The organism is Microvirga subterranea (assembly GCF_003350535.1).
Taxonomy (GTDB): Bacteria; Pseudomonadota; Alphaproteobacteria; order Rhizobiales; family Beijerinckiaceae; genus Microvirga; species Microvirga subterranea.
Genome location: NZ_QQBB01000004.1, coordinates 449,824 through 474,255, shown reverse-complemented (window position 1 = coordinate 474,255; position 24,432 = coordinate 449,824). Strand labels below are relative to the sequence as shown.

The window sequence follows — 24,432 nt, the reverse complement described above, 5'->3', positions numbered from 1 at the left end:
CTGGTTTTTTGGGAACTAACATAGGTTAATTCCGTTCGAGGGCCATGAACTCAAATGGATTATCCGCTCCGCTAACTGTCCTCCTGGTTGAGGATGAGTTGCTGGTGCGCATGACAGCCGCCGATGAACTCGAAGAGGCTGGTTTCCAGGTTCTGGAGGCAGCGAATGCCGACGTCGCTCTGACGGTGCTGGAATCCCGTGCCGATGACGTGCAGGTTCTGTTCACCGATGTGGACATGCCCGGTTCCATGGACGGCATGGCACTGGCCAAGCAGGTCAATCAACGCTGGCCGCACATCCGGCTTCTCATATCCTCCGGCTATGCCTGCCCTGACCCTGACGAAATTCCTGACCAAGGCCACTTTGTCCCGAAGCCGTATCGCTCATCGGTTATCGTGCAGCATATATCTGAAATGATCGACGCTGCGGGTGATTTGTGACGCTTGTGGCTCTGAGGCCTTGCAGGACGGCTCTCTGGCAGGAGTGGAGGGACTCGAACCCCCAACCCCCGGTTTTGGAGACCGGTGCTCTAGCCGATTGAGCTACACTCCTCCGCAGGGCGGCTCAGCAGCGAGCCGGCGGTGCGCGCCTTATCGGTCGGAGACCTCCTTCACGTCAAGGAGAAAGGTTTGCTCCGGTGCTGAAAGCGCCGCCCGCCTCTCGCAGGAGAGTGCCGGCGGCAGGAGGCTTTGCCGCTAAGCGCTGAACAGTTCCGGATGCTCTGCCTCGACACGGGGCAGCGCACGCAGGATCTCCGTCAAATGCCGGCGCATGGCGGCATCGGCCGCCTCCTCGTCGCCCGCATCGATCGCCGCCATGATGGCACGATGCTGATCGATCAGCGGGAGCATCGCCTCAGGGCCGGGGAGGGTGAGCTGGCAGACCCGGTCCATGTGAGCCTTAATGTCCTGGATGGCCTCCCAGGCGAGAGGGCAGCCGGCTCCCTCGGCTAGGGCGATGTGGAAGAGCTCGTCGTAGCGCTGGAAGGCCGCATGGTCGTCGCGTCGCGCCGCCTGCTCCTGCATCTCGAGGAGGTCCTCGATCCTTTGCCGGCTTTGCCGGTCGAAGGACGAGCAGCCCCGGCGGACGACAGCGGTCTCGATCGCTTCCCGTACGAAGCGCGCCTCCATCATCTTCTTGACCGAGATCTTCACCACGACGGTGCCGCGTTGCGGCTGGACCTCTACGAGACGGGTCCGGGCGAGACCGATCAGTGCTTCGCGAACCGGCTGCCGAGACACGCCGTGCCGTTCGGCAAGCTCCTGCTCGGACAGGCGGCTGCCCGGGGGGAGCTCCAGAGCCACAATGAGCCGGCGCAGCTCGCTTTCTATGCGCTGTGCTGCGGAGCCCTGGCTGACGGCGAAACGGGTGTTCACGATGGTTCTCATTCCTTTGTCGGGTTGCGTCGTATACTGGTCCATACTACCATACAATGGTCGACAGTAACTCACAATAAGTGAGGGCTGTTACCGGAAAGCCGGGATTCCAAGGCTTCCCGGGCTGCGATCCAACCCATCAGGCGGATCGACACCAATAAAATATCCGAGGAAGCCTTAGGAGGATACGATGCTCACCAGACGAACTCTCGCCGCTGCTACGTTCGGCCTTTGGGCCACCCTGATGGCTGGTGCCGCCCAAGCCCAGACGACGCTTCGCTCCGCCGACATTCATCCCGACGGCTATCCAACCGTCGAAGCGGTGAAGTACTTTGGCCAGCTTCTCGATAAGAAAACCAATGGTCGCTACAAGGTCCAGGTATTCCACTCAGCCCAGCTCGGCCAGGAGAAGGATACTATCGAACAGACCCGCTTTGGCGTGATTGACCTGAATCGGATCAACATGGGTCCGTTCAACAACCTGATCCCTGAAACCCTCGTCCCGTCGCTGCCATTCATCTTCCGGTCGGTCGATCATATGCGCAAGACAATGGACGGGCCGATCGGCGACGAGATCCTGAAAGCGTTCGAGCCGCATGGTCTCGTGGCCCTCGCGTTCTACGATTCCGGAGCGCGCTCCTTCTACAACTCCAAGCGTTCCATCAACATGCCTGCCGATCTCAAGGGCATGAAGGTGCGCGTGATTCAATCCGACCTCTTCCTGGACATGGTCAATGCGCTTGGCGCCAACGCAACGCCGATGCCGCCCGGCGAGGTCTACTCGGCGCTTCAGACCGGCGTCGTGGACGGGGCCGAGAACAACTGGCCGAGCTACGATTCCTTCCGGCACTTCGAGGTGGCGAAGTTCTATTCCCTGACCGAGCATTCCATGTCGCCCGAAGTTCTGGTGATGTCGAAGAGATCTTTCGACAAGCTATCCCCCGACGACCAGAATGCCGTGCGCGAAACGGCCAAGGAGTCGGTCGTGAAGATGCGTGAGCTTTGGGAGGCGCGCGAGAAAGAGGCCGAGAAGAAGATCCGCGCCAGCGGCAGCCAGATCAACAACGTCGACAAGCAGCCCTTCATCGACGCCATGAAGCCGGTCTACGAGAAATACGCGAAGGACCCGAAGGTGAAAGACCTCGTCTCGCGAATCCAGGCGATGAACTGATCCGTTTGGATCGACGCTGCATCGGACCGGCGTTTGCCGGTCCGTTTCTTCCTCTTATGGAGATCGTGCCGATGAGACCTGCGCTTGCCGCGCTGTCCCGGATCCTGGCTGCCGTAAACAGGGCGGCGCTTTGGGTTGCAGGGATCGGCCTTGTTATGATGACCGCTTTCATCGCATGGCAGGTTTTTGGCCGGTACGTGATGAACCAGTCGCCGAGTTGGACGGAGCCCGCCTCCCTGCTGCTCATGAGCTGGTTCATCCTTCTGGGGTCCGCTGTCGGTGTGCGCGAGGGCAATCATCTCGGCTTCGAGATTGCTCTGCACTATGCCACTCCCGGCCTTCGCCAGATCATGCTTGCCGTCACCGAGATTCTGGTGCTCGCCTTCGGGTGTGCCATGGCCTGGTACGGCACGGTTCTTGCGGCGGAGACATGGTCGGCCTCCATGCCGGGGCTGCCGATCCCTCAGGGCATGGACTATGTGCCGCTCGCAGCCGGCGGAACCCTGATCGCCCTGTTCTCCCTTGAGAAGCTCGTCTGCCTCCTGCTTGCCGGCGAGGCTGTCCCGCTGGTTCGCCCCGACGAGCCCCACCTCGTGACCGTGAAGGATTAACGCCATGGAGGTCTGGGTACTCTTCGGGGTCTTCACGCTGCTCCTGCTGATCGGCACGCCGGTCGCGTTCTGCCTCGGCATCGCGTCTCTGGCGACCGTTCTCTACATGGGGCTTCCGCCCATCGTCGTGTTTCAGCAGCTCAATTCAGGCATGAATGCCTTCGCCATGATGGCGATTCCGTTCTTCATCTACGCCGGCGATCTCATGATGCGCGGTGGCATCGCCGACCGGCTCATTCGGTTGGCGGCAGGATTCGTCGGGCACCTGCGCGGCGGGCTGGGCCAAGTCAACGTCGTCGCCTCGACCCTGTTCGGCGGAATCTCCGGGTCCGCCATCGCGGATGCGTCCGCGATCGGAGGCATCATGATCCCGCAGATGGAGAAACGCGGGTACGCAAAGGACTACAGCGTGAATGTAACGGTCAATTCGGCCATTATCGCGTTGCTCATCCCGCCGTCGCACAACATGATCATCTATTCGATCGCGGCAGGTGGCACGATCTCCGTGGCGGATCTGTTCACGGCGGGCGTTGTCCCAGGCATTCTGCTGGCGGCTGCACTCATGGTCGCGGCCTATGTGGTCGCGGTGCGCCGCGGCTATCCGGCCGATCCGTTCCCTGGCTTCAGGATGCTCGCCTACTTCTTCGTCGCGGCTGTTCCCGGAATTCTGCTGATCTTCATCATCTTCGGCGGCGTGCGCTCCGGGGTGTTCACGGCGGCAGAGAGTTCGTGCATCGCGGTGATCTACGCCCTCCTCGTGACGCTCTTCGTGTATCGTGAGCTCGACTGGAGCGGCTTCGTCGAGGCGACGCTAGGAGCGGTGCGCACGACCGCGATGGTGCTCCTCGTCATCGGAACAGCGAGCGCCTTTGGCTGGCTCATGGCCTTTCTTCAGGTGCCTCAGGCGACCATCGCCTTGATGAAGACCGTCTCGGACAATCCGATCGTCGTATTGCTCCTCATCAACGTCATCTTGCTGGTGCTCGGAACCTTCATGGATATGGCGCCGATGATCATCATCTGCACGCCGATCTTCCTGCCGGTGATCAAGGCTTTCGGAATCGACCCGGTTCATTTTGGGGTGATCCTGATCCTCAATGCCGGCATCGGCCTCAATACGCCGCCCGTAGGATCGGTCCTGTTCGTCGGCTGCGCAGTCGGGAAGATTACGATCGGTGAGGCCATGAGGACGATCTGGCCGTTTCTCGGCGCGAGCGTCTTCGTGCTCCTTCTTGTGACCTATGTGCCTGCTCTGTCGCTCTGGCTTCCGGCCATGTTCCGCTGAGCGTTTTTCATTCGCCCTGATCAAGAGGTACCAATGACCATCGAAGTCCGGCAGGTGTGCCACCCCGAAGCCGTCAGTCGTTTCAGCACTGAGGAGCTGCGTCGTCATTTCCTGATCGAGGAGCTGTTCGTCCCAGGGCAGGTCAAGCTCACCTACAGCCATATCGACCGGCTCGTCGTGGGGGGCGCAACTCCAGGAGCGGAGCCGCTCACGCTGGAGTCGCACAAGCAGATCGGATCTCCGAACTTTCTCGACCGCCGTGAGCTCGGCGTCGTCAACCTGGGCGGCGCAGGCCGCGTTCATACCGATGGGCAGGTACACGAGCTTGCGCCCCGCGATGCGCTCTATGTGGCCATGGGCATCCGCGAGGTCCGCTTCGAATCCGCCGAACCGGAGCAGCCAGCCAAGTTCTATCTGATCAGCACCCCCGCCCATGCCCGCTTCGACACCGTCAAGATCGGCCTCGACCGCGCGCGGCGGGTCGATCTCGGCGACGCAGCCAACGGGAATGTTCGCACCATTTACCAGATGATTCATCCGGAGGTGTGCCGTTCGGCGCAACTCGTGCTCGGCATGACCCAGCTGAAGCCGGGCAGCATGTGGAACACCATGCCGGCCCACGTGCACGATAGGCGCTCAGAGGTCTATGTCTACTTCGACATGAAACCCGACACCCGCGTGTTCCACTTCATGGGCGAACCAGACGAGACCAAGCACCTCGTGGTCGCCAACGAGCAGGCTATCCTCTCGCCCGGCTGGTCGATCCATTCGGGCGTGGGCACCAGCAACTATACCTTCGTTTGGGCCATGGGCGGAGACAACCAGGACTTCACGGACATGGACATGGTGCCCATGGACGCACTGCGATGAGGCTGCATCATGAAGAATCCCTTTGATCTGACCGGCAAGACCGCCGTCGTGACCGGGGCCAATACGGGTCTCGGTCGATCCATCGCGGTTGCGCTCGCCGAAGCTGGAGCGGGCATCGTGGCCGTCGGACGCTCTGCCATGGACGAGACGGAACGCCTGTGCCGCGAGGCCGGTGTCGCGTTCCACGCCGTGCAGGCGGATCTGTCGAGCCTCGAACCGATCGAGCGCACCGTGGCCGAAGCTGTGGCGGGGGGAGGACGCATCGACATCCTCGTCAATAATGCAGGCATCATCCGGCGTGCGGACGCTATCGACTTCTCGGAGAAGGACTGGGACGACGTGATGAACGTCAATCTCAAGTCCACCTTCTTCCTGACCCAGGCCGCGGCTCGGACGATGCTGGCAGACGGGCTGGGCGGCAAGATCATCAACATCGCCTCGCTCCTGTCGTTCCAGGGAGGCATTCGCATTCCATCCTACACGGCAAGCAAGAGCGGGTTGGCAGGACTGACACGTCTTCTTGCCTGTGAGTGGGCCGCCAAGGGCATCAACGTCAACGCCATTGCGCCCGGGTACTTCGTCACCAACAATACGGAGGCTCTTCGCGATGACCCGAAGCGCAGCAGCGAGATCCTGGGCCGCATCCCGGCTGGACGCTGGGGCGACCCAGGGGATTTGGGTGGCGCGGCAGTCTTCCTGGCCTCCGCCGCAGCGGACTACGTCCACGGCATCGTGCTGCCCGTTGATGGCGGCTGGCTCGCGCGCTAGACTTTCGGGAGGACCCATGAATCGCAAGGGACGGCCTTTTGCCTTCGACGAAGAGTGCCCGTGGGTGCCGGCAGGCGAGGGCATCCGGCGCAAGGTGCTGACCTATGACACCGGTGTGATGATGGTGCGCGTCGCCTTCGAGGCGGGCGCGGTGGGAGCCGCGCACTCGCATCCGCACATTCAGTGCAGCCTGGTGGAAGAGGGCGTGTTCGACGTCACGATCGCAGGCCGGACCGAGCGCCTGCGTCAGGGAGATAGCTTCCTTGTCCCGCCCGATGCCGTCCACGGCGCCGTTGCGGTCGAGGCCGGGATTCTACTCGACGTCTTCACTCCGATGCGCGACGACTTCGTCCCCGCTTCGGAGTAAGGAGGCGCTCCAAGCTTTCTGCGTGCCGGTGAATTATCTTTGATCTTCGTCGATCAGTCGGGCGATGCGCTGAATGGCGAGCGTATAGCCCTGCGTTCCGAAGCCAGCGATGACACCGGATGCGACGAGAGACACGTAGGAGTGATGCCGGAAGGATTCCCGCCTGTGCACATTGGAAATGTGGACCTCGATGATCGGGAATTCGCAGGCATTGAGTGCATCGAGGATCGCCACTGAGGTATGAGTGAAGGCAGCGGGGTTGATGACGATGCCGCCGGCCCGTTCCCGCGCCTCATGAATCCAGTCGATGATCTGGTGCTCCGCATTGCTCTGGTGAAACTCGATCTCGAGCTTAAGCTCCCCTGCGGCACGTCGGCAGTCCGCCTCGACATCGGCAAGAGTTTCGTAGCCGTAGATCGCTGGCTGGCGTTTGCCGAGCAGATTTAGGTTCGGGCCGTTCAGGACATAGACGAGGCGGCTCATTGATGGGGTCTCCCGTCGGTTCATGGCGCAATCTCTGGCCTCTTGCACTCGGCCGCTTCGCCGCGGGGCGTAGCGCCGGGTCCGACAGCGTCATTTTTTGAGATAGCGTATCACGGTCTCGATCACCGTCTCCCGTCGTTTCGCCAGCATCTCCGGAGCGGTCATGTCCCGCTTAAAGATCTGGGAGAACGTTGCCCGGTTCGAGACATTGAAGAAGCATAGGGCACTGATGGTCATGTGCAGGTCGATCTCGTCGATGCCTTTCCGGAACAGATCTTGGCTGACACCGCGGTCGTAAATGTCGCGAAGCGTATGAATGACGGAGACGTTCAGATCCTGGATTGCGCGTGAGCGGGCCAGATGAACACCCTGGTGGATGTTCTCCACCATCACGAGCCGGATGAAGTCCTCGTTCGAATTCTGGTAGTCGAAGGTGAAGCCGACGAGCGCCCGGATCGCATCCTCGGGTTCGAGATGGGCAAGGTCGAGGGTGGCCTCGATCTGTCGGATGCGTCGATAGGCTTCCTCGAGCACCGTGACGAACAAGCCTTCCTTGTCCCCGAAGTAGTAATAGATCATTCGCTTGCTGGTGTTCGTTCGGGCAGCGATCTCGTCGACACGGGCTCCGCTATAGCCCTTCTCGGCAAATTCTTTGGTGGCCACTGCAAGGATGTTCTGGCGGGTCAGCTCCGGATCATGTCCGCGCCCCGGGGTCGTACGCTTCGATCCAACCTGGCGGGCCAGTGAGTCGCCCAGGCTGCTTGAGGAGGGCGAGCCAGCAGACATCTCGCGTCGAAGCTTAGCTTTGGCGCTCACTCATTCCTCCCTCCAATCGCCTCCACTGCCGTGCGTCGGATCAGCTTCGCGGAATTCTGTTGCTTACCCGATGACAATGGAACAGCGAAAAAACGTCTGCAACCGGAGTTGACCAAACTAACTAGTTCGTACATTAATATTGCAGCTTCGGGATGCAAAGAGCTGCGTCGAACAAAAAGCCCCAATCCCAAGCGATATTGAGGAAACTGCCCGTTGTGGACGACGGGAGACCGAGAAGGACGTCAAGGCCATGGCTCACGATGGCACGCGGCGCGCCGACCCCTTGTCCGGTTTGGGCAACGTTCTGTTCCACCCAGCGGATTCGGGCGGGGGCGGAAAAGCGGTGCACCAGAGCTTTGCAGTTCGATATGCATCGGCTCGCCCGGTCCTCAGCGGCCTGATCGGCGCCGGCATTCAGGCGTCTCGTACGCCTGCAATGCACGAGCGCGAGGGGGCTGAGCAGGGATTGCGCTATATCTATAAGCTCATCGATCTTGACGCTTTGGGGCTCGGTCCGGAATGCCTGCCGGAACTCGTGACGGCCGCGCAGCGCATGGGCTATTCGGGGCTCAACATCACTTATCCTTGCAAACAGGCGATCCTTCCTCTTCTCGACGATTTGACCGCAGATGCACGAGCCCTAGGGGCCGTGAACACCGTCGTGTTCCAGGATGGACGAAGCGTTGGTCACAACACGGACTGGTGGGGCTTTGCGGAGAGCTTCAGGCATGATCTTTCGGACGTTGCACGCGAATGCGTGGTGCAGTTCGGCGCTGGGGGGGCGGGGGCGGCCGTGGCTCATGCCTTGCTGACCCTGGGAACCGGACGGATTGATATTGCCGATACGGATCAAGGGCGCGCAGATCGCCTCGCTGAGGAGCTTTGCCGGCGTTTTGGCCCAGGACGGGCCGCCGCCGTCGCAGACCTTCCGCAGGCGGTGGCGGACGCGGACGGGATCGTGAACACCACACCAGTCGGAATGGCCAAGCACCCCGGGATGGTGCTGCCGGCTGAGTTGCTGCGCGCAGGTCTGTGGGTGGCCGACATCGTCTATTTCCCTCTCGAGACGGAACTGCTCCGGAATGCGCGCGCACTTGGTTGCCGAACCATGGGCGGGGGCGGAATGGCGGTTTTCCAAGCCGTCGGCGCATTCCGTCTCTTCACAGGGATGGAGCCTGACCCGGAACGAATGAGGCGACATTTTCAATCGATGTAGCGCGTCTCCCAACAACAAGAACAGGGGCGCCGGACAGAGGAAACGCCAATGAACATGATCGTGGAAGGCTACTTCAAGCTGCTGAAGGTCCTGATCGCCCTCTTCCTGGCGATCATGGTGGTGCTCGTCTTCGGCAACGTGGTTCTGCGCTACGGCTTCAACTCGGGCATCACGGTTTCCGAGGAGGTCTCGCGCTGGCTGTTCGTGTGGCTCACCTTCCTGGGGGCCATCGTGGCCATGCGCGAGCATGGGCATCTCGGCGTGGACAGTCTGGTGAAGCACCTCCCAAGTTGGGCCAAGCGAGCCTGCTTGATCGTGAGCCAGATCCTCATGCTCTACGCCACGTGGCTCCTTGCCGAAGGAAGCTGGCAGCAGACCCTCATCAACTGGGATGTAGCCGCACCGGCGTCCGGATTGTCGACCGGCTGGTTCTATGGAGTCGGGATCGTGTTCGGCGTCTCCACCGGCCTGATCCTGCTGGTCCAGCTCTATAAAACTGTGACCGGCAAGCTTTCCGACGAGGAACTCATTATGGTCAAAGAGTCGGAGGAGCAGGAGGAACTCGACGCGCTCCAGCACGAGCTAGGTAAGCGAGATGGTCGAGAGGCGCTTACGAACGTTCCGGCACAGGGCAGGTAGGAGAGCGCCATGGTCCTCACAGTCTTCACCGCCTCCCTCCTTGGAACCATGGCGATCGGCATGCCGATCGCCTATGCCCTGCTCATCAGCGGCATAGCGCTGATGTACTACGTCGACATCTTCGACTCGCAGATCGTCGCCCAGAACGTCATCAACGGGGCCGACAGCTTCCCGCTTCTGGCCGTGCCGTTCTTCATGCTTGCTGGCGAAATCATGAACGTCGGGGGGCTGTCCAAGCGCCTCGTCAATCTGGCGCTTGCGTTGGTGGGGCACGTCAGAGGCGGTCTCGGTTACGTGGCCATCCTGGCCGCCGTGTTCCTTGCCGCTTTGTCGGGCTCCGCGGTTGCCGATGCGGCCGCCCTGTCGGCTCTGTTGGTGCCGATGATGGTCCGGGCCGGTCACAACAAGGCTCATGCGGGTGGCCTCATCGCCGCCTCCGGCATCATTGCGCCTGTGATTCCTCCCAGCATCGGCTTCGTCGTGTTCGGCGTCGTCGGCGGCGTCTCGATCACGAAGCTGTTCCTGGCCGGCATCGTCCCCGGGATCCTTCTCGGACTCGGCGTGGCCCTCGCGTGGTGGTGGATCGTGCGCAATGAGAATGTCGAGAGCCCGCCGAGGCAATCGGCAAAGGATATCATGAAGGCGCTCGTCGATGGAATTTGGGCGCTGATCCTGCCCGCCATCGTGCTCTTCGGCCTTAAATTCGGGGTGTTTACCCCGACGGAGGCTGGCGTCGTAGCCGCGGTGTACGCACTTTTCGTCGCGCTGTTCATCTACCGGGAGCTCAAGATCTCCGAGCTCTATGCGGTGTTCGTCTCGGCAGCGCTGACGACCAGCGTGGTGATGTTCCTCGTGGCGGCCGCGCTCGTATCGTCCTGGCTCATCACGGTCTCGGAGGTCGCCACGACGCTCGTCGATATGCTGCAACCCTTCATGGACAACCAGACGCTTCTGCTCTTGGTCATCATGATCCTGGTCGTGATCATCGGCACCGCCATGGATATGACGCCCACGATCTTGATCCTGACGCCGATCCTGATGCCGGTCATCAAGGCGGCCGGCATCGACCCGGTCTATTTCGGCGTCCTCTTCATCGTCAACAATGCCATCGGGTTGATCACGCCGCCCGTCGGAACGGTGCTGAACGTCGTCGCCGGCGTCTCCAAGATCAGCATGGACGACATCATCAAGGGTGTGTGGCCGTTCATGCTGGCGCAGCTCATCGTCCTGTTCCTTATGGTCATGTTCCCGATTCTCGTCACCGGGCCGGCCAAGTGGTTCGGGGGCTGACCGGGCAAAGCCCGCAACAACAAGGCCGTAAGAGAACGGCACTCCGAGGAAACGTCAAAGAAGGAGAGAAGGGTTATGAAGGGTCTCAAGACAATCCTTGCCGGCATGCTCATGGGCACGGCGTTCCTGCTGCCGGGATCAGCCAGTGCCGAGATCAAGGAGCACACGATCCGGTTCGCGTTCCAGAACGCCCAGGAGCACCCACAAGGACAGGGAGCGAAGAGGTTCGCCGAGCTCGTCGAGCAGAAGAGCGGCGGCAAGATGAAGGTGCGCTTGTTTCCGAGCGGCCAGCTCGGCGGCGACCTGCAGACGGTTTCCGCTCTCCAAGGCGGCACCATCGACATGACGGTTCTGAACGCAGGCCTTCTTGTCGGTCAGGTGAAGGAGTTCGGATTGTTCGACCTGCCGTTCCTGTTCGAGAACCCGAAGGAGGCGGACGCCGTCACTGACGGTCCTTTCGGGCAGAAACTGGCAGAGACACTGGCGCCGAAGAATCTTGTCGGGCTCGGCTACTGGGATCTCGGATTCCGCAATCTGACCAACAGCCGCCGACCTGTCACCAAACTCGAGGATATCCAGGGGCTCAAGATCCGAGTCCTGCAATCACCGATCTATATCGATCTCTTCAACACGCTCGGTGCCAATTCCGTGCCGCTTCCGTTCCCGGAGCTCTACACGGCCCTCGAGCAGAAGACGGTCGACGGCCAGGAAAATCCCGCAACCGTGATTCAGACCTCGAAATTTGCCGAGGTGCAGAAGTATCTGACCTTCACCCGCCACGTCTACAACCCGCAGATCGTGATCTTCAGCAAGCGGGTGTGGGACCGCTTCGACCCGGAAGAGCGGAAGGTGATCGAGGAGGCCGCTGCCGAGGCCAAAACCTTCCAGCGTCAGATCTCGCGCGATGCGGAAGCCAAGGCGATTGAACAGCTGAAGGCCCAGGGCATGCAGCTGACGGAGCTCCCGCCCGAGGAGATTGCCCGCCTGCGCGACAAGGTGAAGCCCGTTACGGACAAGTTCGCCAAGGAAGCGGATGAGGCGACCGTCAAGCAGCTCTTCGCCGAGGTCGAGAAGGCGCGCGCCAAGCGCTGATATGCCGATGGCTGACCGTTCGCAGGAGCGGTCGGCCGTTACCCGTCGTTTCGAACGGCCGTTAAGATGGAAGGCTGAAGCTGTGCAGACCGCCATTGCCACCGTTTCGTTGAGCGGCACCCTGGACGAGAAGCTCCAGGCCATCGCGGCCGCTCGGTTCAAGGGCGTCGAAATCTTCGAGAACGACCTCCTGTCCTTCAACGGCACACCCACCGACGTGCGCCGCATGATTGCGGATTTGGGCCTCAGGACAATCACGTTCCAGCCGTTCCGCGACTTCGAGGGCATGCCGGAGCCGCAGAGGACGCGCGTCTTCGATCGTGCCGAACGTAAGTTCGACCTGATGCAGGAACTGGGCTGCGACCTCCTGCTCGTGTGCAGCAATGTCTCGCCTCATTCGCTGGGAGGCATCGACCGCGCGGCGGCGGATTTCCAGGAACTCGGCGAACGCGCAGCCAAGCGCGGCATTCGGGTCGGCTTCGAGGCTCTTGCCTGGGGCAGGCACATCAACGATTACCGCGATGCCTGGGAGGTGGTGCGCCGCGCAGATCATCAGTCCATCGGCCTCGTGCTAGACTCCTTTCACGCCCTCGTGCGGAAGACTCCCCTGGACGCAATCCGCTCCATCCCGCGGGACCGTATCTTCCTCGTGCAGATCGCCGACGCTCCTCTGCTCGACATGGATTACCTGTCCTGGAGCCGCCATTACCGATGCTTCCCGGGGCAGGGCGACCTCGCCGTCGACGATTTCATGGAGGCTCTACAGGCCACGGGATTCGATGGTCTCCTTTCGCTTGAGATCTTCAACGACCGGTTCCGCGCCGGCTCCGCCCGCAGTGTTGCGGTGGATGGGCAACGGTCTCTGCTCTTCATGCTTGATCAGCTCCAGCGCCGTACGGGCCTCCCGGTTCCGGACCTACCCGACCTGCCGCCGCGCGCGGTCTGCCATGGAGTGGAGTTCGTCGAATTCGCCATGGACGAGCGCAATGTCAAGGCGTTCGAGCATGTCCTGCAGGGGCTGGGCTTCGTAAGGGCTGGAATCCACCGCTCAAAAGACGTCACACGGTGGCGGCAGGGCGACATCAATATCGTGGTCAATTGCGAGAAGGAAGGCTTCGCCCACTCCTTCAACATTACCCATGGTCCATCGGTCTGCGCCGTTGCGCTCCGGGTCGACGATGCGGCGGCCACCGTCGATCGGGCCGTCAAGCTTCTGGATCAGCCCTTCCGCCAGGCGGTCGGCCCGGGCGAGCTCGACATTCCGGCGGTCCGCGGCCTCGGCGGCAGTCTGGTCTATTTCGTCGATCACAAAAGTGGCCTCGACAGGCTATGGGAGGCGGACTTCAACGCGGTGACCGGCGCCGAGGATGAAGGAGCGGGTCTCGTTGCCTATGATCACCTGTCCCAGTCGATGCATTACGAGGAGATGCTGACGTGGCTCCTCTTCTATGTCGCCCTGTTCGACGTGCGGAAGTCGCCCGTGCAAAACGTGATGGACCCGGGCGGCGTCGTGCAGAGCCAAGTGGTGGAAACCGAGGACGGGAGATTCCGGCTGGCGCTCAACGCGTCCTTGAGCCGTCACACGCAGGCCTCGCGGTTCCTCACCGACATGTTCGGATCGGGGGTCCAGCACATAGCACTTGCGACCACCGACATCTTCGCAACGGTGGAGCGGCTTCGTGAGCGTGGGGTCGCGCTGCTGCCGATCCCCGAGAACTACTATGACGACCTGGAGGCGCGTACGGACCTCCCGCCCGATCAGATCGACCGGTTGCGGGAGGCCAGCATCCTCTACGACGTCGACGGCTCCGCCGAATATTTTCAGGCCTACACGAAATCTTTGGAAGGCGGCTTCTTCTTCGAAATCGTACAGCGCCGCGGCTACCGCGGCTTCGGGGCTGTGAACGCGCCGATCCGGCTGGCGGCCCAGACGCGTCTCGCGCCAAGTCCGGGCATGCCGCGCATTTGAGCGCCCGATTCCACTTCCCGGAGCACCGCAGAAACGGAGACGGGAATTCGACTGTCCAAGGCCGGAGAAACGCCAAGGACGTGCAACACCAAAGTTTGGCGGCTGAGATCCGCCGCGATCGTTACATGGAGGATATCATGGTGCTTGGAAGACTCGTGGCCTCGTCGCTTCTGGCGGGCCTGTTCGCAATCTCAACCGCTCACGCAGCCGACATCCGTGACCGGACCATCAAGGTCGGGATCGGCCTGAGCGCGGACCATCCGCAAGGGCAGGCGGTGGCGCGGTTTGCCGAGATCGTCAGCCAGAAGAGCGGCGGCAAGATCAAGGTCCGGCTCTTCGCGGGCGGTGCGCTCGGCAACGACGTGACGATGATCTCCGCGCTCCAGGGCGGCACCCAGGAGATGACGATCCCGGATACCTCGACCCTTGTGGGGATTTCGGGCCTGAAGGATTTCGGCCTGATCAACCTGCCGTTCCTGTTCCAGAATGGCCAGGAGGCGGATGCGCTCCTCGACGGCCCCTTCGGTCAGAAGCTGATGGCCAAGCTTCCAGAGAAGGGGTTGATCGGCTTCGGTTTCTGGGAGAACGGCTTCCGCCAGGTGACCAACAGCCGCCGCCCTATCACCAAGGCGGAGGATTTCGCCGGCCTGAAGCTGCGCGTCATCCAGAACCCGCTCTTCATCGACACGTTCCGGGAGCTGGGCGCCAACGCGGTGCCGATGCCGTTCACCGAGGTCTATACGGCGCTTGAAACCAAGACGATCGACGGTCAGGAGAACCCCCTCGCCACCATTCTGGCCTCCAAGTTCTATGAGGTGCAGAAGCACACGGTGATGTCCAACCACATCTACAGCGTCTGGGCTTTCCTCATGAGCAAGCGCTTCTGGGACAAGCTGACGCCGGACGAGCAGGCGCTCATCACCGACGCTGCCAACGAGGCGAAGGACTTCGAACGCAAGACCATCCGCGACTTCGAGAAGACGGCCCTTGAAGAACTCAAGGCGAAGGGCATGGAGGTCACGACGCTTTCGGACGACGAGATGGCGAAGCTGCGCGAGAAGACCAAGGCGGTGCGCGACAAGTTCACCGAGGAGTTCGGTAAGGACAGCGCGACCGAGATGATGTCGGAGATCGAACGGGTCCGGTCCGGCAAGAAGTAAGGGGCAGGGCCCCTTCAGCCCAAGGGCGGAATCAACCACGGTTTCGCCCTTGCCAAGCCTCTCTGGAGGCTGCCTGATGGAAGCCTCAGCTGTGGGTCCTATATAATGGCTCGCTTCGATGAGGAGTCCTTGATGCAAGATCGCGAGAGCGAGCCGGAAGCCGGTGTCGACGATTCCGACGAGGCGGCTCGCATCAATTTTCGAGACTATCCAAGCTCGGCGGTTGTCGTGTTGGCGGCTCTCGGGTCCGGCTTGGCTTGGCTCATGTACAAATGGCGCAAGAGAAAAGGCTCCGGTCAGGCGACGACATCCGATGATGCTCCAAGCAAGACGGACGCATCCCTGAGGAGGACGCAGGACTGAGGTGGTCTGATGGGCTCGCCGCGTGACGGCGCGCACAGCGGTCGAGCCGCAGGTCTAGTATGGTTAATCGATAGGCAGGAGGTTTCCATGACCCAGTCTGCTTTATCGTTCCTCCTCGGCGTCATCGCACCCTTGACATTGGTCGGCTGGCTGATCGTCCTGCACTGACTAGAGCATCGAACGCAAAAGTGGGAACCGGTTTTGCGTGAAAAGATGCGTCCGAGCAAAAGCTTAGAGTATCGGTCGCCTGTCCGGCGTTGAGGTCGGATGGCGGGCGTCGCATTACAGAACCGTAATCTGCCCGCAATCCAGCCTGCATCCGGCCAAGCCTACCTTCATCCCTGTTCGACACGGGCTCATTCGCCGCTTCGTCGGCTCAAGCGGAGGAACATGAATGACGTCGGAACAGGGACCTGACCTGCGAGAGAAAGCGGGTATCCATCCCACCGATCTGGATGAACTGAAGGAGGCGGTGTGCCAAGTGCGCGCCCTGAGCCCAAAGAGCGTCCTGGCGGATCTGGTCGAGGAAAAGCTTAGGGAGATCGAGGCTGGTTCCGCGGCCTCTCGCCTCCGGGTCTCGTTCATGCAGGAGCGACCACTCTTCGGTTAAAGGCCCGGATTCAGCCGCAGCGACCATGGGCCGGCTGAACGGGGCCGTTCATTCTGTCTCCTCGATGGGAGGCGTCCCGTAGGTGTGGAAGGACTCGACCGTCTTCATGCCCCACGCCTGGCCCTTCTTACGCTCCTCCTCGGTCCAGACGATCGGCTTCCAGTCGGGGGCGAGGATCAGCCGCGCGCCGGCATTGCAGACTTCGACCCGGTTGCCGCCCGGCTCGTAGACGTAGAGAAAGAAGGTCTGCTGGACGGCATGCTTATGGGGACCGGATTCGATCGGAACACCGTTCTCCAGGAAGATATCAGCGGCCCGAAGGATCTCCTCACGACTGTCGAGGGCATAGGTGAGGTGGTGGAAGCGTCCTTTTGCGCCCGTGTGGTCGCGGGTAAAGGCGAAGTCGTAGCTCTTGTTGGTGAGCGTCATCCACATCCCCGCCTCGGTGCCGTCGTTCATGACGATCTGCTCCGTCAGCCGGCACCCGAGATAGTCCTCGAAGAACAGGCGATTGGCACGGATATCGGACGCCAGGCAGTTCAGGTGGTCGAGGCGGCGCACGTTCACGCCGCGCGCCGGAAAGCGCTGGGCCTGGTTCTTCAAAGCCGGCTTCAATTCTGGCGGCGCGACGTACCACTCGGTCTCGTAATAGAGCTCGATCACATGGCCGTCCGGGTCGCGGCAGACGAAGGCCGGGCCGTGGCCGAGATCGCCGTCGTTCCAGCCGACATCGTATCCTGAACCTTTCAGCGCCGCGACACGGCGCTGCAGGGCCTGAGGGCTTCTGGCCCGGAAGGCCATGTGGCCCATGCCCGGTTTCTTCGACGCGGTCAGCTTGAGGGTGTGGTGCTCGTAATCGTCCCAGCCCCGGAGATAGACGGAATCGCCCTGCCGGCCGCTCTCGGTCATGCCCAGAATATCGACGAAGAACCGAAGGCTCTCCTCCGGCTTCGGGGTGAGGAGTTCGAGATGGCCCAGATGGGCGAGGTCCAGCACGGGTTCAGCTTGCATTTTCACGGTTCCTGTCAGCAAGCCTCGTGGGCTTTGCCGGCTTCCTTGGCGTAGCTCTCCTGACGGTCGGCAATGGCGCTGGCGAGCGATCCGTCGAGGCCGAGTTCATGGATCATGCGGCTCGCCTCGCGCATTTCCGCCGCGCGGCGGATGCCGTGCTGCTTCACGCGGGACATCATGACCTTGGCGACGCCCTCCCAGTCCATGCCCGGATAGGAGGCCTTCAGGCTTTCCAGCACGGCCGGCATGACGCCGGCCCGTTCCGACGCGAGCGTGAAGTCGACCATCAGGGCTTCCATGCCCTTGATGACGATGCTGCGGCAGAGCTTGCTGGCGGAGGCCGTGCCGATCTCGGTGCTGACCGGCTTGATCTTCATGCCTAGCGCATTCAGCGTCTCTGAAACGGTCTCCGCCGTCGCGCCCCCGCTGAGGATCGGAACCTCGATGCCGGGTCCGCTCACCGGGGCCATGACGGCGAATTCGACGAAGTTCGCGCCACCCCGGCCGACATGTTCGGCGACCTTGCGCTTCGTCGCCGGCGAAATCGAGTTGAGGTCGATATAGGTCTGGGATGGGCCAAGATGCGGCGCAGCCTGCTCGGCCGCCGTCACGGCGGAATCAGCTGTCACGGCCGAGATCACGATGTCGGCGCCACGGCATGCCTCGGCAGCGCTGTGGGCGGCTTCGACGCCATTCCCGGAGGCGCGCCGCTTCAGCTCCGGCCCCTTGTCCGGATTGTCGAAGAGAATGTCGTAGGCGGCGATCCGGACACCTGGTTTAGCGAGAAGCTGCCGCGAGAAGAGCTGGCCGACTTCGCCGTAGCCGATGAAGGCGATCTGAAGGCTCATGGGTTCATATCATCCTGAACGGTGACGGACGCGTCAGTCCTCGTCCTTGTACTCGACATAGACGAGCCCTGCCTTCGCCAGCGGCTCGCGCATCTTGTAGAGGTCGAGGCCGAGCACACCGGAGCCGAGGATCTCCCGCTTGGTGTCCTCGTTCGCCACCCGTGCTTCGCCGGCCTCTGCGATTACGGCGGCTTCCTTTCGCGGCACGACCACGACGCCGTCGTCGTCGGCGACGATCACGTCGCCCGGCTTCACGAGCGCACCGGCGCAGACGACCGGAACGTTGACGGATCCGAGCGTCGCCTTGACCGTGCCCTTGGCCGAGACGGCCCGCGACCAGACGGGAAAGCCCATCTCGGTTAGCGTCTTCACATCCCGCACGCCGGCGTCGATCACGAGACCGACCGCGCCGCGCGCCTTGAGGGAGGTGGCCAGAAGATCGCCGAACATGCCGTCGGTGTTGTCGGCAGTCACGCCGACCACCAGAATGTCGCCCGGACGGCACTGCTCGATGGCGACATGAAGCATCCAGTTGTCGCCCGGCTGAGCCAGCACCGTGACGGCGCTGCCGGCGACCTGCGCGCCGGCCCAGATGGGCCGCATGTAGGGCTTCATCAGGCCGAGGCGCCCCATGGCCTCATGGGTCGTGGCGGTGCCGAGCTCCGCGAGGCGGTCGACGATGCTCTGATCGATGCGGGGCGTGTTGGTGACGACGACAGGCTTCATGCCAGCTCCTCCACGATCTGGGGGAAGATTCTCTGGTAAGCCTCGCCGTAGGTCATGGCCCGCCCGGAATTGCGTCCGCCCTGCATGCCGCGGTTGAGGGCCACGCGGGTGTAGTAGTCCCAGAGGTGCTTCTGGGCCGCGAGGATCTCGAAGGCCTTTCGCTTCGTCTCCCACACCTCGTCGATGTTGAGGATCACATTGGGTTTGTAGTTGCACTGCTCGGGCTGGTGCGGCTCGAACAGGAAGACGGGCGGAGCATTGTATGTGAGATCCGGATTGGGCTTATGGCCCGCAGCCTGCGCGATGATGCGGGCTTCCTGCGCGAAGCGTGTCGCTTCGGGATGGTCCACATTGTAAGGGTCTTCGAGCGAGTGCGTGAGCACGAAGGACGGCTTCAGCTCCCGGTAGATGTCCACCAGTCGCTCAAGCATTTCGGGAGTTGTGTGGAGCGGGTAGTCGCCAGCGTCGAAGAACTCGATCTCTGCCCCCAGGGTCTCGGCGGCGCGCTCGGCTTCCTCGCGGCGCTGCGCCTTTACCTCGGCGAGAGATACGTCGCCCTTCTTCCACGCCCATTGGCTCTCTCCCCGCTCGCCGAAGGAGAGGCAGACGATCTTCATGCGGTAGCCCTTGCGGGCATGTAGCGCGATGGCGCCGCCAGCACGCCATACGAAGTCGCCCGGATGGGCGGTGACGACAAGTCCGGTCTTTCCAGCAGTCATAAAGGCCTCGAAGCGAAGAATGAGGGATGTCAGGCAGCGTCGCGGCCGACCTGAGCCGTAGGCGCCAAGGATTCATGCGCGAAGGCATAGCCTTCGAAGAGGAGGCGCGCGGTGCGCAGCAGGCCGGCGCGTTCCACGACCGGGTTCTGCTCCGTCCCGCCGACCTCGATCATCACGCTGAACTCGCCGGTGGGGTGCTCGACCGAGAGCGTCTTCTCCCGGCCTGGCGGGATTTGCGCGACCCCTGCGGCGGGCGAGCCCGGCAGCACGCAGGCCGTCGCGACGGTCACGGCCGCAAAGACGCCGATGGAGGCGTGGCACTCGTGCGGGATGAAGCTGCGGGTGCAGACGTGCCCGCCCGCAACGGGCGGCGCCACCAGGGCCATCTTGGGCACGACCTTGGACGAGACGTCGCCGAGGCCCATGAGCTTTCCGGCCTCCAGGCGGATCTCCTCGAGGCGCGCCTTCAGCTCGGTGTCCTTGTCGAGCACGTCGCGGGGCTCGTATCCGGTGCGCCCGACGGCAGACGCCTCGAGGACCACGACCGGCATGCCGTTGTCGATGAGAGTCACGTCGATTCCGGCGACGCGATCCACTGCATTGCCCGTGGGAAGGAGCGAACCGCAGACGGAGCCGGCGGCGTCCAGAAATTCAACGGCGATCGGTGCGGCCGTACCGGGGACGCCATCGATACGGGCATCGCCCCCATAGGCCACGCGCCCGCCCGGGGTTTGCACCGTAAGCTCCGCGATGGTGCCGGTATTGACCGTTCGCACCCGCACCCGGGTGACCGGATCGCCTGCGGTGACGAGGCCCCGTTCGAGCGCGAAGGGCCCGATCCCCGCGAGGATGTTGCCGCAATTGGGCGTGACGTCCACCTTCGCCTTGTCGATCCCGACCTGACCGAAGAGGAAGTCGATGTCGCAGTCGGGCCGCTTGGATTTCGACACGATCGCGACCTTGCTGGTGAGCGGGTGCGCACCGCCGATGCCGTCGATCTGGCGCGGATCGGGCGAGCCCATGATCGACAGGATCAGCGCATCGCGCTTCGCCGGGTCGGACGGCAAATCGTCGGCGAGGAAATAGGCGCCCTTGGAGGTGCCGCCCCGAAGGATCATGCAAGGAATGCGCGGCTGAATGGCCCTTCTCCCATCTGAAGGCGAACGGAATGGGCGGAGGGTGCATCAGCTGAATCCGTGCATCAAATGGTTTATCTGTGACTATTCGTGAATTCGATTCATGATCTTTTCGGCGAGTTCGGCTATGCGTTCGTCACTCGAACGTCTGGACGATGGTCCTGCGCAGCTCATCGGCCAGCGGCGAGAGGGGCACGCCCCGCCTTGACACGATGCCGAGCTGGCGGGTGATGCTCGGGTTGCGCAGGGCGACGAGCTTGAGGCCGCGCTCATCGACCGTATCGAGGGACAGGCGCGGCACGACGGTCAAGGCCACGCCGGCCCGGACGAGAGCAATCGCCGTCTGGATATGCTGGACCTCGAAGCGCCAGCACAGGGTTTCGCGCCGGCTCCCGAGCGCGTCGTCGATGATGATCCTGTTTCCGGCGCGGGAGCTGATCCGGATGAGCGGCTCGTCCGCCAGATCGGACCAGCTGAGCACCTGTTCCGATGCGAGGGGGTGCTCTTCGGGGCAGACCAGCGTGAAGGTGTCCTTGATCAGCATCTCGATGTCGAAATCCCAGCGATGGGCCGCCACCATCGTGATGCCGAACTCGACGGTGCCGGCCTGAACGAGGTCGGCGATCTCGGTGGCGGAATTGTCGTAGATGCGGACGACGACGTCGGGATGTCGCTCCTGGAAGCGCTGGAGCGCGCGCGGAAGACGCCCGGAGGCGACGGTCGGCAGGCAGCCGATGGCGAGCGTCTCCTGACGGCTGCGCCCCTCGAGCCGCAGCTGATCCAGCGACTCCGCCAGGCTCTCGATGGTGTCCTTGACCTTCGGCAGCAGGTTGAGGCCCGCCTGCGTCAGGGAGACCTCCCGTGTGGTCCGGGCCAGCAGCTTGACGCCGAGGTCCTCCTCCAGCTTACGGATGCGATGGCTGAGGGCCGTCTGCGACAGGTTCAGGTGGGCGGCCGCGTGCTGGAAGCTGCCGCGCTCCGCGATCGCCACGAAGGCATGAAGTCCGAGAAAGTCGATGCGCATCCAACGCTCCGTCGGCGAGAGCTCTCATGGATGGCGATCAGGCTGCCGCCTGCCGGAGATGAGGGCTCTTCGTGAACGATCCGAATCCGGCCCTTCGCTCCAGGCCGTGCCAATGAGGGCGTCTGCCCAGCATTCGCTGCGTCTGAATATATGAATATTTTTAATGAAAGCGCAAAAACAAAGAATTTGATTCACGTGTGATCTGCTGGCGAGATAGCGCCCGGCACGACGCTGGTCGGACCATAACGCAGTGATGTGGAGAGGAATGGCTTTCAGGTTTCCGGTGCCGAGGTCGGCCTCTCGCGATGGGTGTAATGGCGAGAGGGTCGATGACGGCCTGAAAGCCGTCTCTCGTGAGCCAGGTACCGGCAGCTTGTGAAAGCCTCTGGCCGACGACCACTCTCATCTGCATTGCAGCGAAATCAGGCACAGGACGCGCCAGGCAACGACATCGAGAAATGCCTGCAGCGTCTTCATACGGACGATTCCAGTTCCGGGAGGGCTGCTCAAGTGACTGACGACATGTCTCGAGGACCGGCCCGTTCCGGTTTCACCCGCCGCCAAATGGCGCTGGGAGGAGCGGCCTTCGCGTTGGCCGCAGGGCATTCGGTCCGGGCGAGGGCGCAGTCCTATCCCACCCGAAACATCACCCTGGTCGTGCCTTTCACGCCCGGCGGTTCGACGGATATCCTCGCACGATTGCTCGGACAGAGGCTCGAAGCGGCCCTCAAGAGCCCCGTCGTCGTGGAGTCCCGACCCGGTGCAGGCGGCTCGGTCGGCGTAGGGTCCGTGGCGCGCGCCCCCGCGGACGGCTACACCCTGGTGATGGGGCACATCGGCACGCTCGCGGTCAACCCAGCCCTCTACCCGAAGCTCACCTACGATCCGCTGAAGAGCTTCGAGCCGGTGAGCGGGATCGCGAACGTGCACAACATGCTCGTCGTCCACCCGGACGTTCCGGCGAAGACGCTTCAGGAGCTGGTCGACTACGCCAAACAAAATCCCGGGAAGCTGAACTATGCCTCCGGCGGCGTGGGCAGCGCCGCCCACATCGCCATGGTGGCGCTCTCCGATCGCGCCGGGATCACCATGACCCATGTGCCCTATCGGGGAACCGCACCAGCCGTCACCGATCTGCTGGGTGGACGCGTCCAGCTTACGTTCACGGGTGCACCCAACCTGGTCCAGCACGTCGAGGCGGGCTCCATGCGCGCGCTTGCCGTCTCCGGATCGTCGCGCCTCAAGGCGGCTCCCACGGTTCCGACAGTCGCGGAATCGGGTTTCCCCGGCTTCGAAGCATCTCAATGGTACGGGATCCTGGTTCCGGCCGGCACGCCGCAGTCCGTGGTCGATCTGCTCAATGCCGAGATCAAGACGGCAATGGCCGCCCCCGAGATCGCCGAGCGCCTGAGCCTGGAAGGAGCCGAGGTCTGGACGAACACGCCCGCCGAGTTCCGTGAGCACATCGGCAAGGAGATGGTCCGGTGGGGCGATCTCGTGAAGCGTGCCGGGATCAAGGCGGAATGAGCCATGACATCATGCGCCCGGAGCTGGGGAGCGGCTTATAGCAGGGCAGTCCGCGTTTGCATCGCGCTGTCCGGGCCGATAGGTTTCAAAGGGCGCATGTGCGCTCATACCAGAAGGCTGGAAAGAGCCGAAGAGGGGAGGGAAGAAGGATGCTTCGTCGAACATTCGTCGGGATCGTGAGTGCAGCGGCCGTTACGGCGGCGCTCGGTGGAACGGCGCTTGCCCAGGAGGCGCTCAAGATCGGCCTGATCCTGCCGATGACGGGGCCCTTCGCCTCGACGGGCCGGCAGATCGAGGCGGCCGTGAAGCTCTACATGCAGCAGAACGGCGATACGGTGGCGGGCAAGAAGATCCAGCTTATCGTCAAGGACGACACCGGCGTCGCCGACGTCACCAAGCGCCTCGCCCAGGAGCTGATCGTCAACGACAAGATCGCCGTCATGGCCGGGTTCGGCCTGACGCCCCTCGCACTGGCGCCTGCACCGCTCGCCACGCAGGCCAAGGTGCCGGAGGTCGTGATGGCGGCCGCCACCTCGACGATCACCGAGGCCTCGCCCTTCATCGTGCGCACCAGCTTCACACTGCCTCAGGCCACCGTGCCGATGGCGGAGTGGGCCTCCAAGGAGGGTCTCAAGAAGGTCGTGACCCTGGTATCCGATTACGGTCCGGGCATCGACGCCGAGAAGGCCTTCACGGGGGCTTTCACGTCCAAAGGTGGAACGGTCGAGAACCTGCGGGTGCCGCTGGCCAACCCCGACTTCTCGCCCTTCCTGCAGAAGGTGGCCGACGCCAAGCCGGACGCATTGTTCGTCTTCGTGCCCTCGGGCGTGGGCGCGCAGTTCATGAAGCAGTTCGTCGAGCGCGGCCTCGACAAGGCTGGCATCAAGCTGATCGGCCCGGGCGACGTCACGGACGACGATATCCTCAACGGCATGGGCGATGTGGCGCTCGGAGCGATCACCACCCAGCACTACTCGGCGTCGCACGACAGCCCGGAGAACAAGGCGTTCGTGGAAGCGTTCAAGAAGGCCAACGGCGGCATGCGGCCGAACTTCATGGCCGTGGGCGGCTATGACGGCATGCACCTGATCTACGAAGGGCTGAAGAAGACCAACGGAGCCGGCGGCCAGGCGCTGATCGACGCCATGAAGGGCCTGAGCTGGACCAGCCCGCGCGGCCCGGTCTCGATCGACCCGCAGACCCGCGACATCGTGCAGAACATCTATGTGCGCAAGGTCGAGCGCAAGGACGGCGAGCTCTACAACGTCGAGTTCGCCACGATCCCGAACGTCAAGGACCCGGTCAAGGCCGCTAAGGCCAACTGACGCCTTGGGCACAATCGTCGGAAGGCGCCG

At 62.7% G+C, this 24,432-nt stretch carries 25 protein-coding genes and 1 tRNA gene; 16 read left to right on the top strand and 10 right to left on the bottom strand.

Going from position 1 to position 24,432, the window contains the following annotated elements:
- The first annotated feature begins 44 nt into the window (after positions 1-44).
- Positions 45-440: a response regulator gene (locus tag DES45_RS13075; protein ID WP_114770428.1), complete on the top strand. Its 396-nt coding sequence runs from the start codon at positions 45-47 to the stop codon at positions 438-440.
- A gap of 35 nt (positions 441-475) precedes the next feature.
- On the opposite strand, the gene DES45_RS13070 is transcribed toward DES45_RS13075, so the two are convergent.
- Both DES45_RS13070 and DES45_RS13065 read right to left on the bottom strand, forming a co-directional pair.
- Positions 476-552 (bottom strand) — tRNA-Trp (locus DES45_RS13070).
- Positions 553-695: 143 nt separating this feature from the next.
- Positions 696-1,388 carry an FCD domain-containing protein gene (locus DES45_RS13065; RefSeq protein WP_170151483.1) on the bottom strand — a complete coding sequence of 231 codons (693 nt, stop codon included), beginning with the start codon at positions 1,386-1,388 and terminating at the stop codon, positions 696-698.
- Between the two features lie 178 nt (positions 1,389-1,566).
- On the opposite strand from DES45_RS13065, the gene DES45_RS13060 reads away from it, so the two are divergent.
- From DES45_RS13060 to DES45_RS13035, 6 genes are all read left to right on the top strand, one after another.
- Complete coding sequence (locus DES45_RS13060; protein WP_114770427.1) at positions 1,567-2,547, top strand: TRAP transporter substrate-binding protein; 981 nt, start codon at positions 1,567-1,569, stop codon at positions 2,545-2,547.
- Positions 2,548-2,618: 71 nt separating this feature from the next.
- Positions 2,619-3,158 (top strand): TRAP transporter small permease, encoded by a 540-nt coding sequence (locus tag DES45_RS13055; RefSeq protein WP_114770505.1) that lies wholly within the window; start codon positions 2,619-2,621, stop codon positions 3,156-3,158.
- 4 nt (positions 3,159-3,162) lie between these two features.
- Positions 3,163-4,443 (top strand): TRAP transporter large permease, encoded by a 1,281-nt coding sequence (locus DES45_RS13050; RefSeq protein WP_114770426.1) that lies wholly within the window; start codon positions 3,163-3,165, stop codon positions 4,441-4,443.
- A 33-nt stretch (positions 4,444-4,476) separates the two neighbouring features.
- Complete coding sequence (kduI, locus tag DES45_RS13045) at positions 4,477-5,313, top strand: 5-dehydro-4-deoxy-D-glucuronate isomerase (protein WP_114770425.1); 837 nt, start codon at positions 4,477-4,479, stop codon at positions 5,311-5,313.
- A 9-nt stretch (positions 5,314-5,322) separates the two neighbouring features.
- Positions 5,323-6,081, top strand: coding sequence for a 2-dehydro-3-deoxy-D-gluconate 5-dehydrogenase KduD (kduD, locus tag DES45_RS13040; RefSeq protein ID WP_114770424.1), 759 nt, complete (start codon positions 5,323-5,325; stop codon positions 6,079-6,081).
- A 16-nt stretch (positions 6,082-6,097) separates the two neighbouring features.
- Complete coding sequence (locus DES45_RS13035; protein WP_114770423.1) at positions 6,098-6,448, top strand: cupin domain-containing protein; 351 nt, start codon at positions 6,098-6,100, stop codon at positions 6,446-6,448.
- Positions 6,449-6,481: 33 nt separating this feature from the next.
- Here the strand turns inward: DES45_RS13035 and aroQ are convergent, their stop codons facing one another.
- On the bottom strand, positions 6,482-6,931 hold the full coding sequence (aroQ, locus tag DES45_RS13030) for a type II 3-dehydroquinate dehydratase (protein ID WP_114770422.1): 450 nt from the start codon (positions 6,929-6,931) through the stop codon (positions 6,482-6,484).
- Positions 6,932-7,021: 90 nt separating this feature from the next.
- Positions 7,022-7,717 carry a TetR/AcrR family transcriptional regulator gene (locus DES45_RS13025; RefSeq protein ID WP_114770421.1) on the bottom strand — a complete coding sequence of 232 codons (696 nt, stop codon included), beginning with the start codon at positions 7,715-7,717 and terminating at the stop codon, positions 7,022-7,024.
- A 280-nt stretch (positions 7,718-7,997) separates the two neighbouring features.
- Between DES45_RS13025 and DES45_RS13020 the strand changes: the two genes are divergently transcribed.
- The 7 genes from DES45_RS13020 to DES45_RS12985 all read left to right on the top strand — a co-directional run bounded on the left by DES45_RS13020 (position 7,998) and on the right by DES45_RS12985 (position 16,086).
- Positions 7,998-8,963 (top strand): shikimate dehydrogenase, encoded by a 966-nt coding sequence (locus DES45_RS13020; protein WP_114770420.1) that lies wholly within the window; start codon positions 7,998-8,000, stop codon positions 8,961-8,963.
- Positions 8,964-9,011: 48 nt separating this feature from the next.
- The gene (locus DES45_RS13015; RefSeq protein WP_114770419.1) at positions 9,012-9,602 is read left to right on the top strand and encodes a TRAP transporter small permease; all 591 of its coding nucleotides are present in this window, start codon (positions 9,012-9,014) and stop codon (positions 9,600-9,602) included.
- A 9-nt stretch (positions 9,603-9,611) separates the two neighbouring features.
- Complete coding sequence (locus tag DES45_RS13010) at positions 9,612-10,892, top strand: TRAP transporter large permease subunit (protein WP_114770418.1); 1,281 nt, start codon at positions 9,612-9,614, stop codon at positions 10,890-10,892.
- A gap of 75 nt (positions 10,893-10,967) precedes the next feature.
- Positions 10,968-11,984 (top strand): TRAP transporter substrate-binding protein, encoded by a 1,017-nt coding sequence (locus tag DES45_RS13005; RefSeq protein ID WP_114770417.1) that lies wholly within the window; start codon positions 10,968-10,970, stop codon positions 11,982-11,984.
- 82 nt (positions 11,985-12,066) lie between these two features.
- Positions 12,067-13,953, top strand: coding sequence for a bifunctional sugar phosphate isomerase/epimerase/4-hydroxyphenylpyruvate dioxygenase family protein (locus DES45_RS13000; RefSeq protein ID WP_114770416.1), 1,887 nt, complete (start codon positions 12,067-12,069; stop codon positions 13,951-13,953).
- 137 nt (positions 13,954-14,090) lie between these two features.
- The gene (locus tag DES45_RS12995) at positions 14,091-15,113 is read left to right on the top strand and encodes a TRAP transporter substrate-binding protein (RefSeq protein WP_210210209.1); all 1,023 of its coding nucleotides are present in this window, start codon (positions 14,091-14,093) and stop codon (positions 15,111-15,113) included.
- 757 nt (positions 15,114-15,870) lie between these two features.
- Positions 15,871-16,086, top strand: a complete 216-nt coding sequence (locus DES45_RS12985) for a hypothetical protein (RefSeq protein ID WP_114770414.1) — start codon at positions 15,871-15,873, stop codon at positions 16,084-16,086.
- A gap of 48 nt (positions 16,087-16,134) precedes the next feature.
- Here DES45_RS12985 and DES45_RS12980 read toward each other — a convergent pair whose 3' ends face one another.
- The 6 genes from DES45_RS12980 to DES45_RS12955 form a co-directional block, all read right to left on the bottom strand.
- The gene (locus DES45_RS12980; RefSeq protein ID WP_114770413.1) at positions 16,135-17,097 is read right to left on the bottom strand and encodes a catechol 2,3-dioxygenase; all 963 of its coding nucleotides are present in this window, start codon (positions 17,095-17,097) and stop codon (positions 16,135-16,137) included.
- Positions 17,098-17,111: 14 nt separating this feature from the next.
- The gene (locus tag DES45_RS12975; protein ID WP_114770412.1) at positions 17,112-17,945 is read right to left on the bottom strand and encodes an NAD(P)-dependent oxidoreductase; all 834 of its coding nucleotides are present in this window, start codon (positions 17,943-17,945) and stop codon (positions 17,112-17,114) included.
- A gap of 33 nt (positions 17,946-17,978) precedes the next feature.
- Complete coding sequence (locus DES45_RS12970) at positions 17,979-18,671, bottom strand: 4-carboxy-4-hydroxy-2-oxoadipate aldolase/oxaloacetate decarboxylase (RefSeq protein ID WP_114770411.1); 693 nt, start codon at positions 18,669-18,671, stop codon at positions 17,979-17,981.
- Complete coding sequence (locus DES45_RS12965) at positions 18,668-19,390, bottom strand: PIG-L deacetylase family protein (RefSeq protein ID WP_114770410.1); 723 nt, start codon at positions 19,388-19,390, stop codon at positions 18,668-18,670. Before DES45_RS12965 ends, DES45_RS12970 begins: the two co-directional genes overlap by 4 nt.
- A 29-nt stretch (positions 19,391-19,419) precedes the next feature.
- The gene (locus DES45_RS12960; protein ID WP_114770409.1) at positions 19,420-20,508 is read right to left on the bottom strand and encodes a 4-oxalomesaconate tautomerase; all 1,089 of its coding nucleotides are present in this window, start codon (positions 20,506-20,508) and stop codon (positions 19,420-19,422) included.
- 154 nt (positions 20,509-20,662) lie between these two features.
- The gene (locus DES45_RS12955) at positions 20,663-21,550 is read right to left on the bottom strand and encodes a LysR family transcriptional regulator (protein WP_114770408.1); all 888 of its coding nucleotides are present in this window, start codon (positions 21,548-21,550) and stop codon (positions 20,663-20,665) included.
- Positions 21,551-22,060: 510 nt separating this feature from the next.
- Here DES45_RS12955 and DES45_RS12950 point away from each other — a divergent pair.
- Both DES45_RS12950 and DES45_RS12945 read left to right on the top strand, forming a co-directional pair.
- Positions 22,061-23,077, top strand: coding sequence for a Bug family tripartite tricarboxylate transporter substrate binding protein (locus DES45_RS12950; RefSeq protein ID WP_245571704.1), 1,017 nt, complete (start codon positions 22,061-22,063; stop codon positions 23,075-23,077).
- A gap of 149 nt (positions 23,078-23,226) precedes the next feature.
- Positions 23,227-24,402 (top strand): ABC transporter substrate-binding protein, encoded by a 1,176-nt coding sequence (locus DES45_RS12945; protein ID WP_114770406.1) that lies wholly within the window; start codon positions 23,227-23,229, stop codon positions 24,400-24,402.
- The last annotated feature ends 30 nt before the right edge of the window (positions 24,403-24,432 follow it).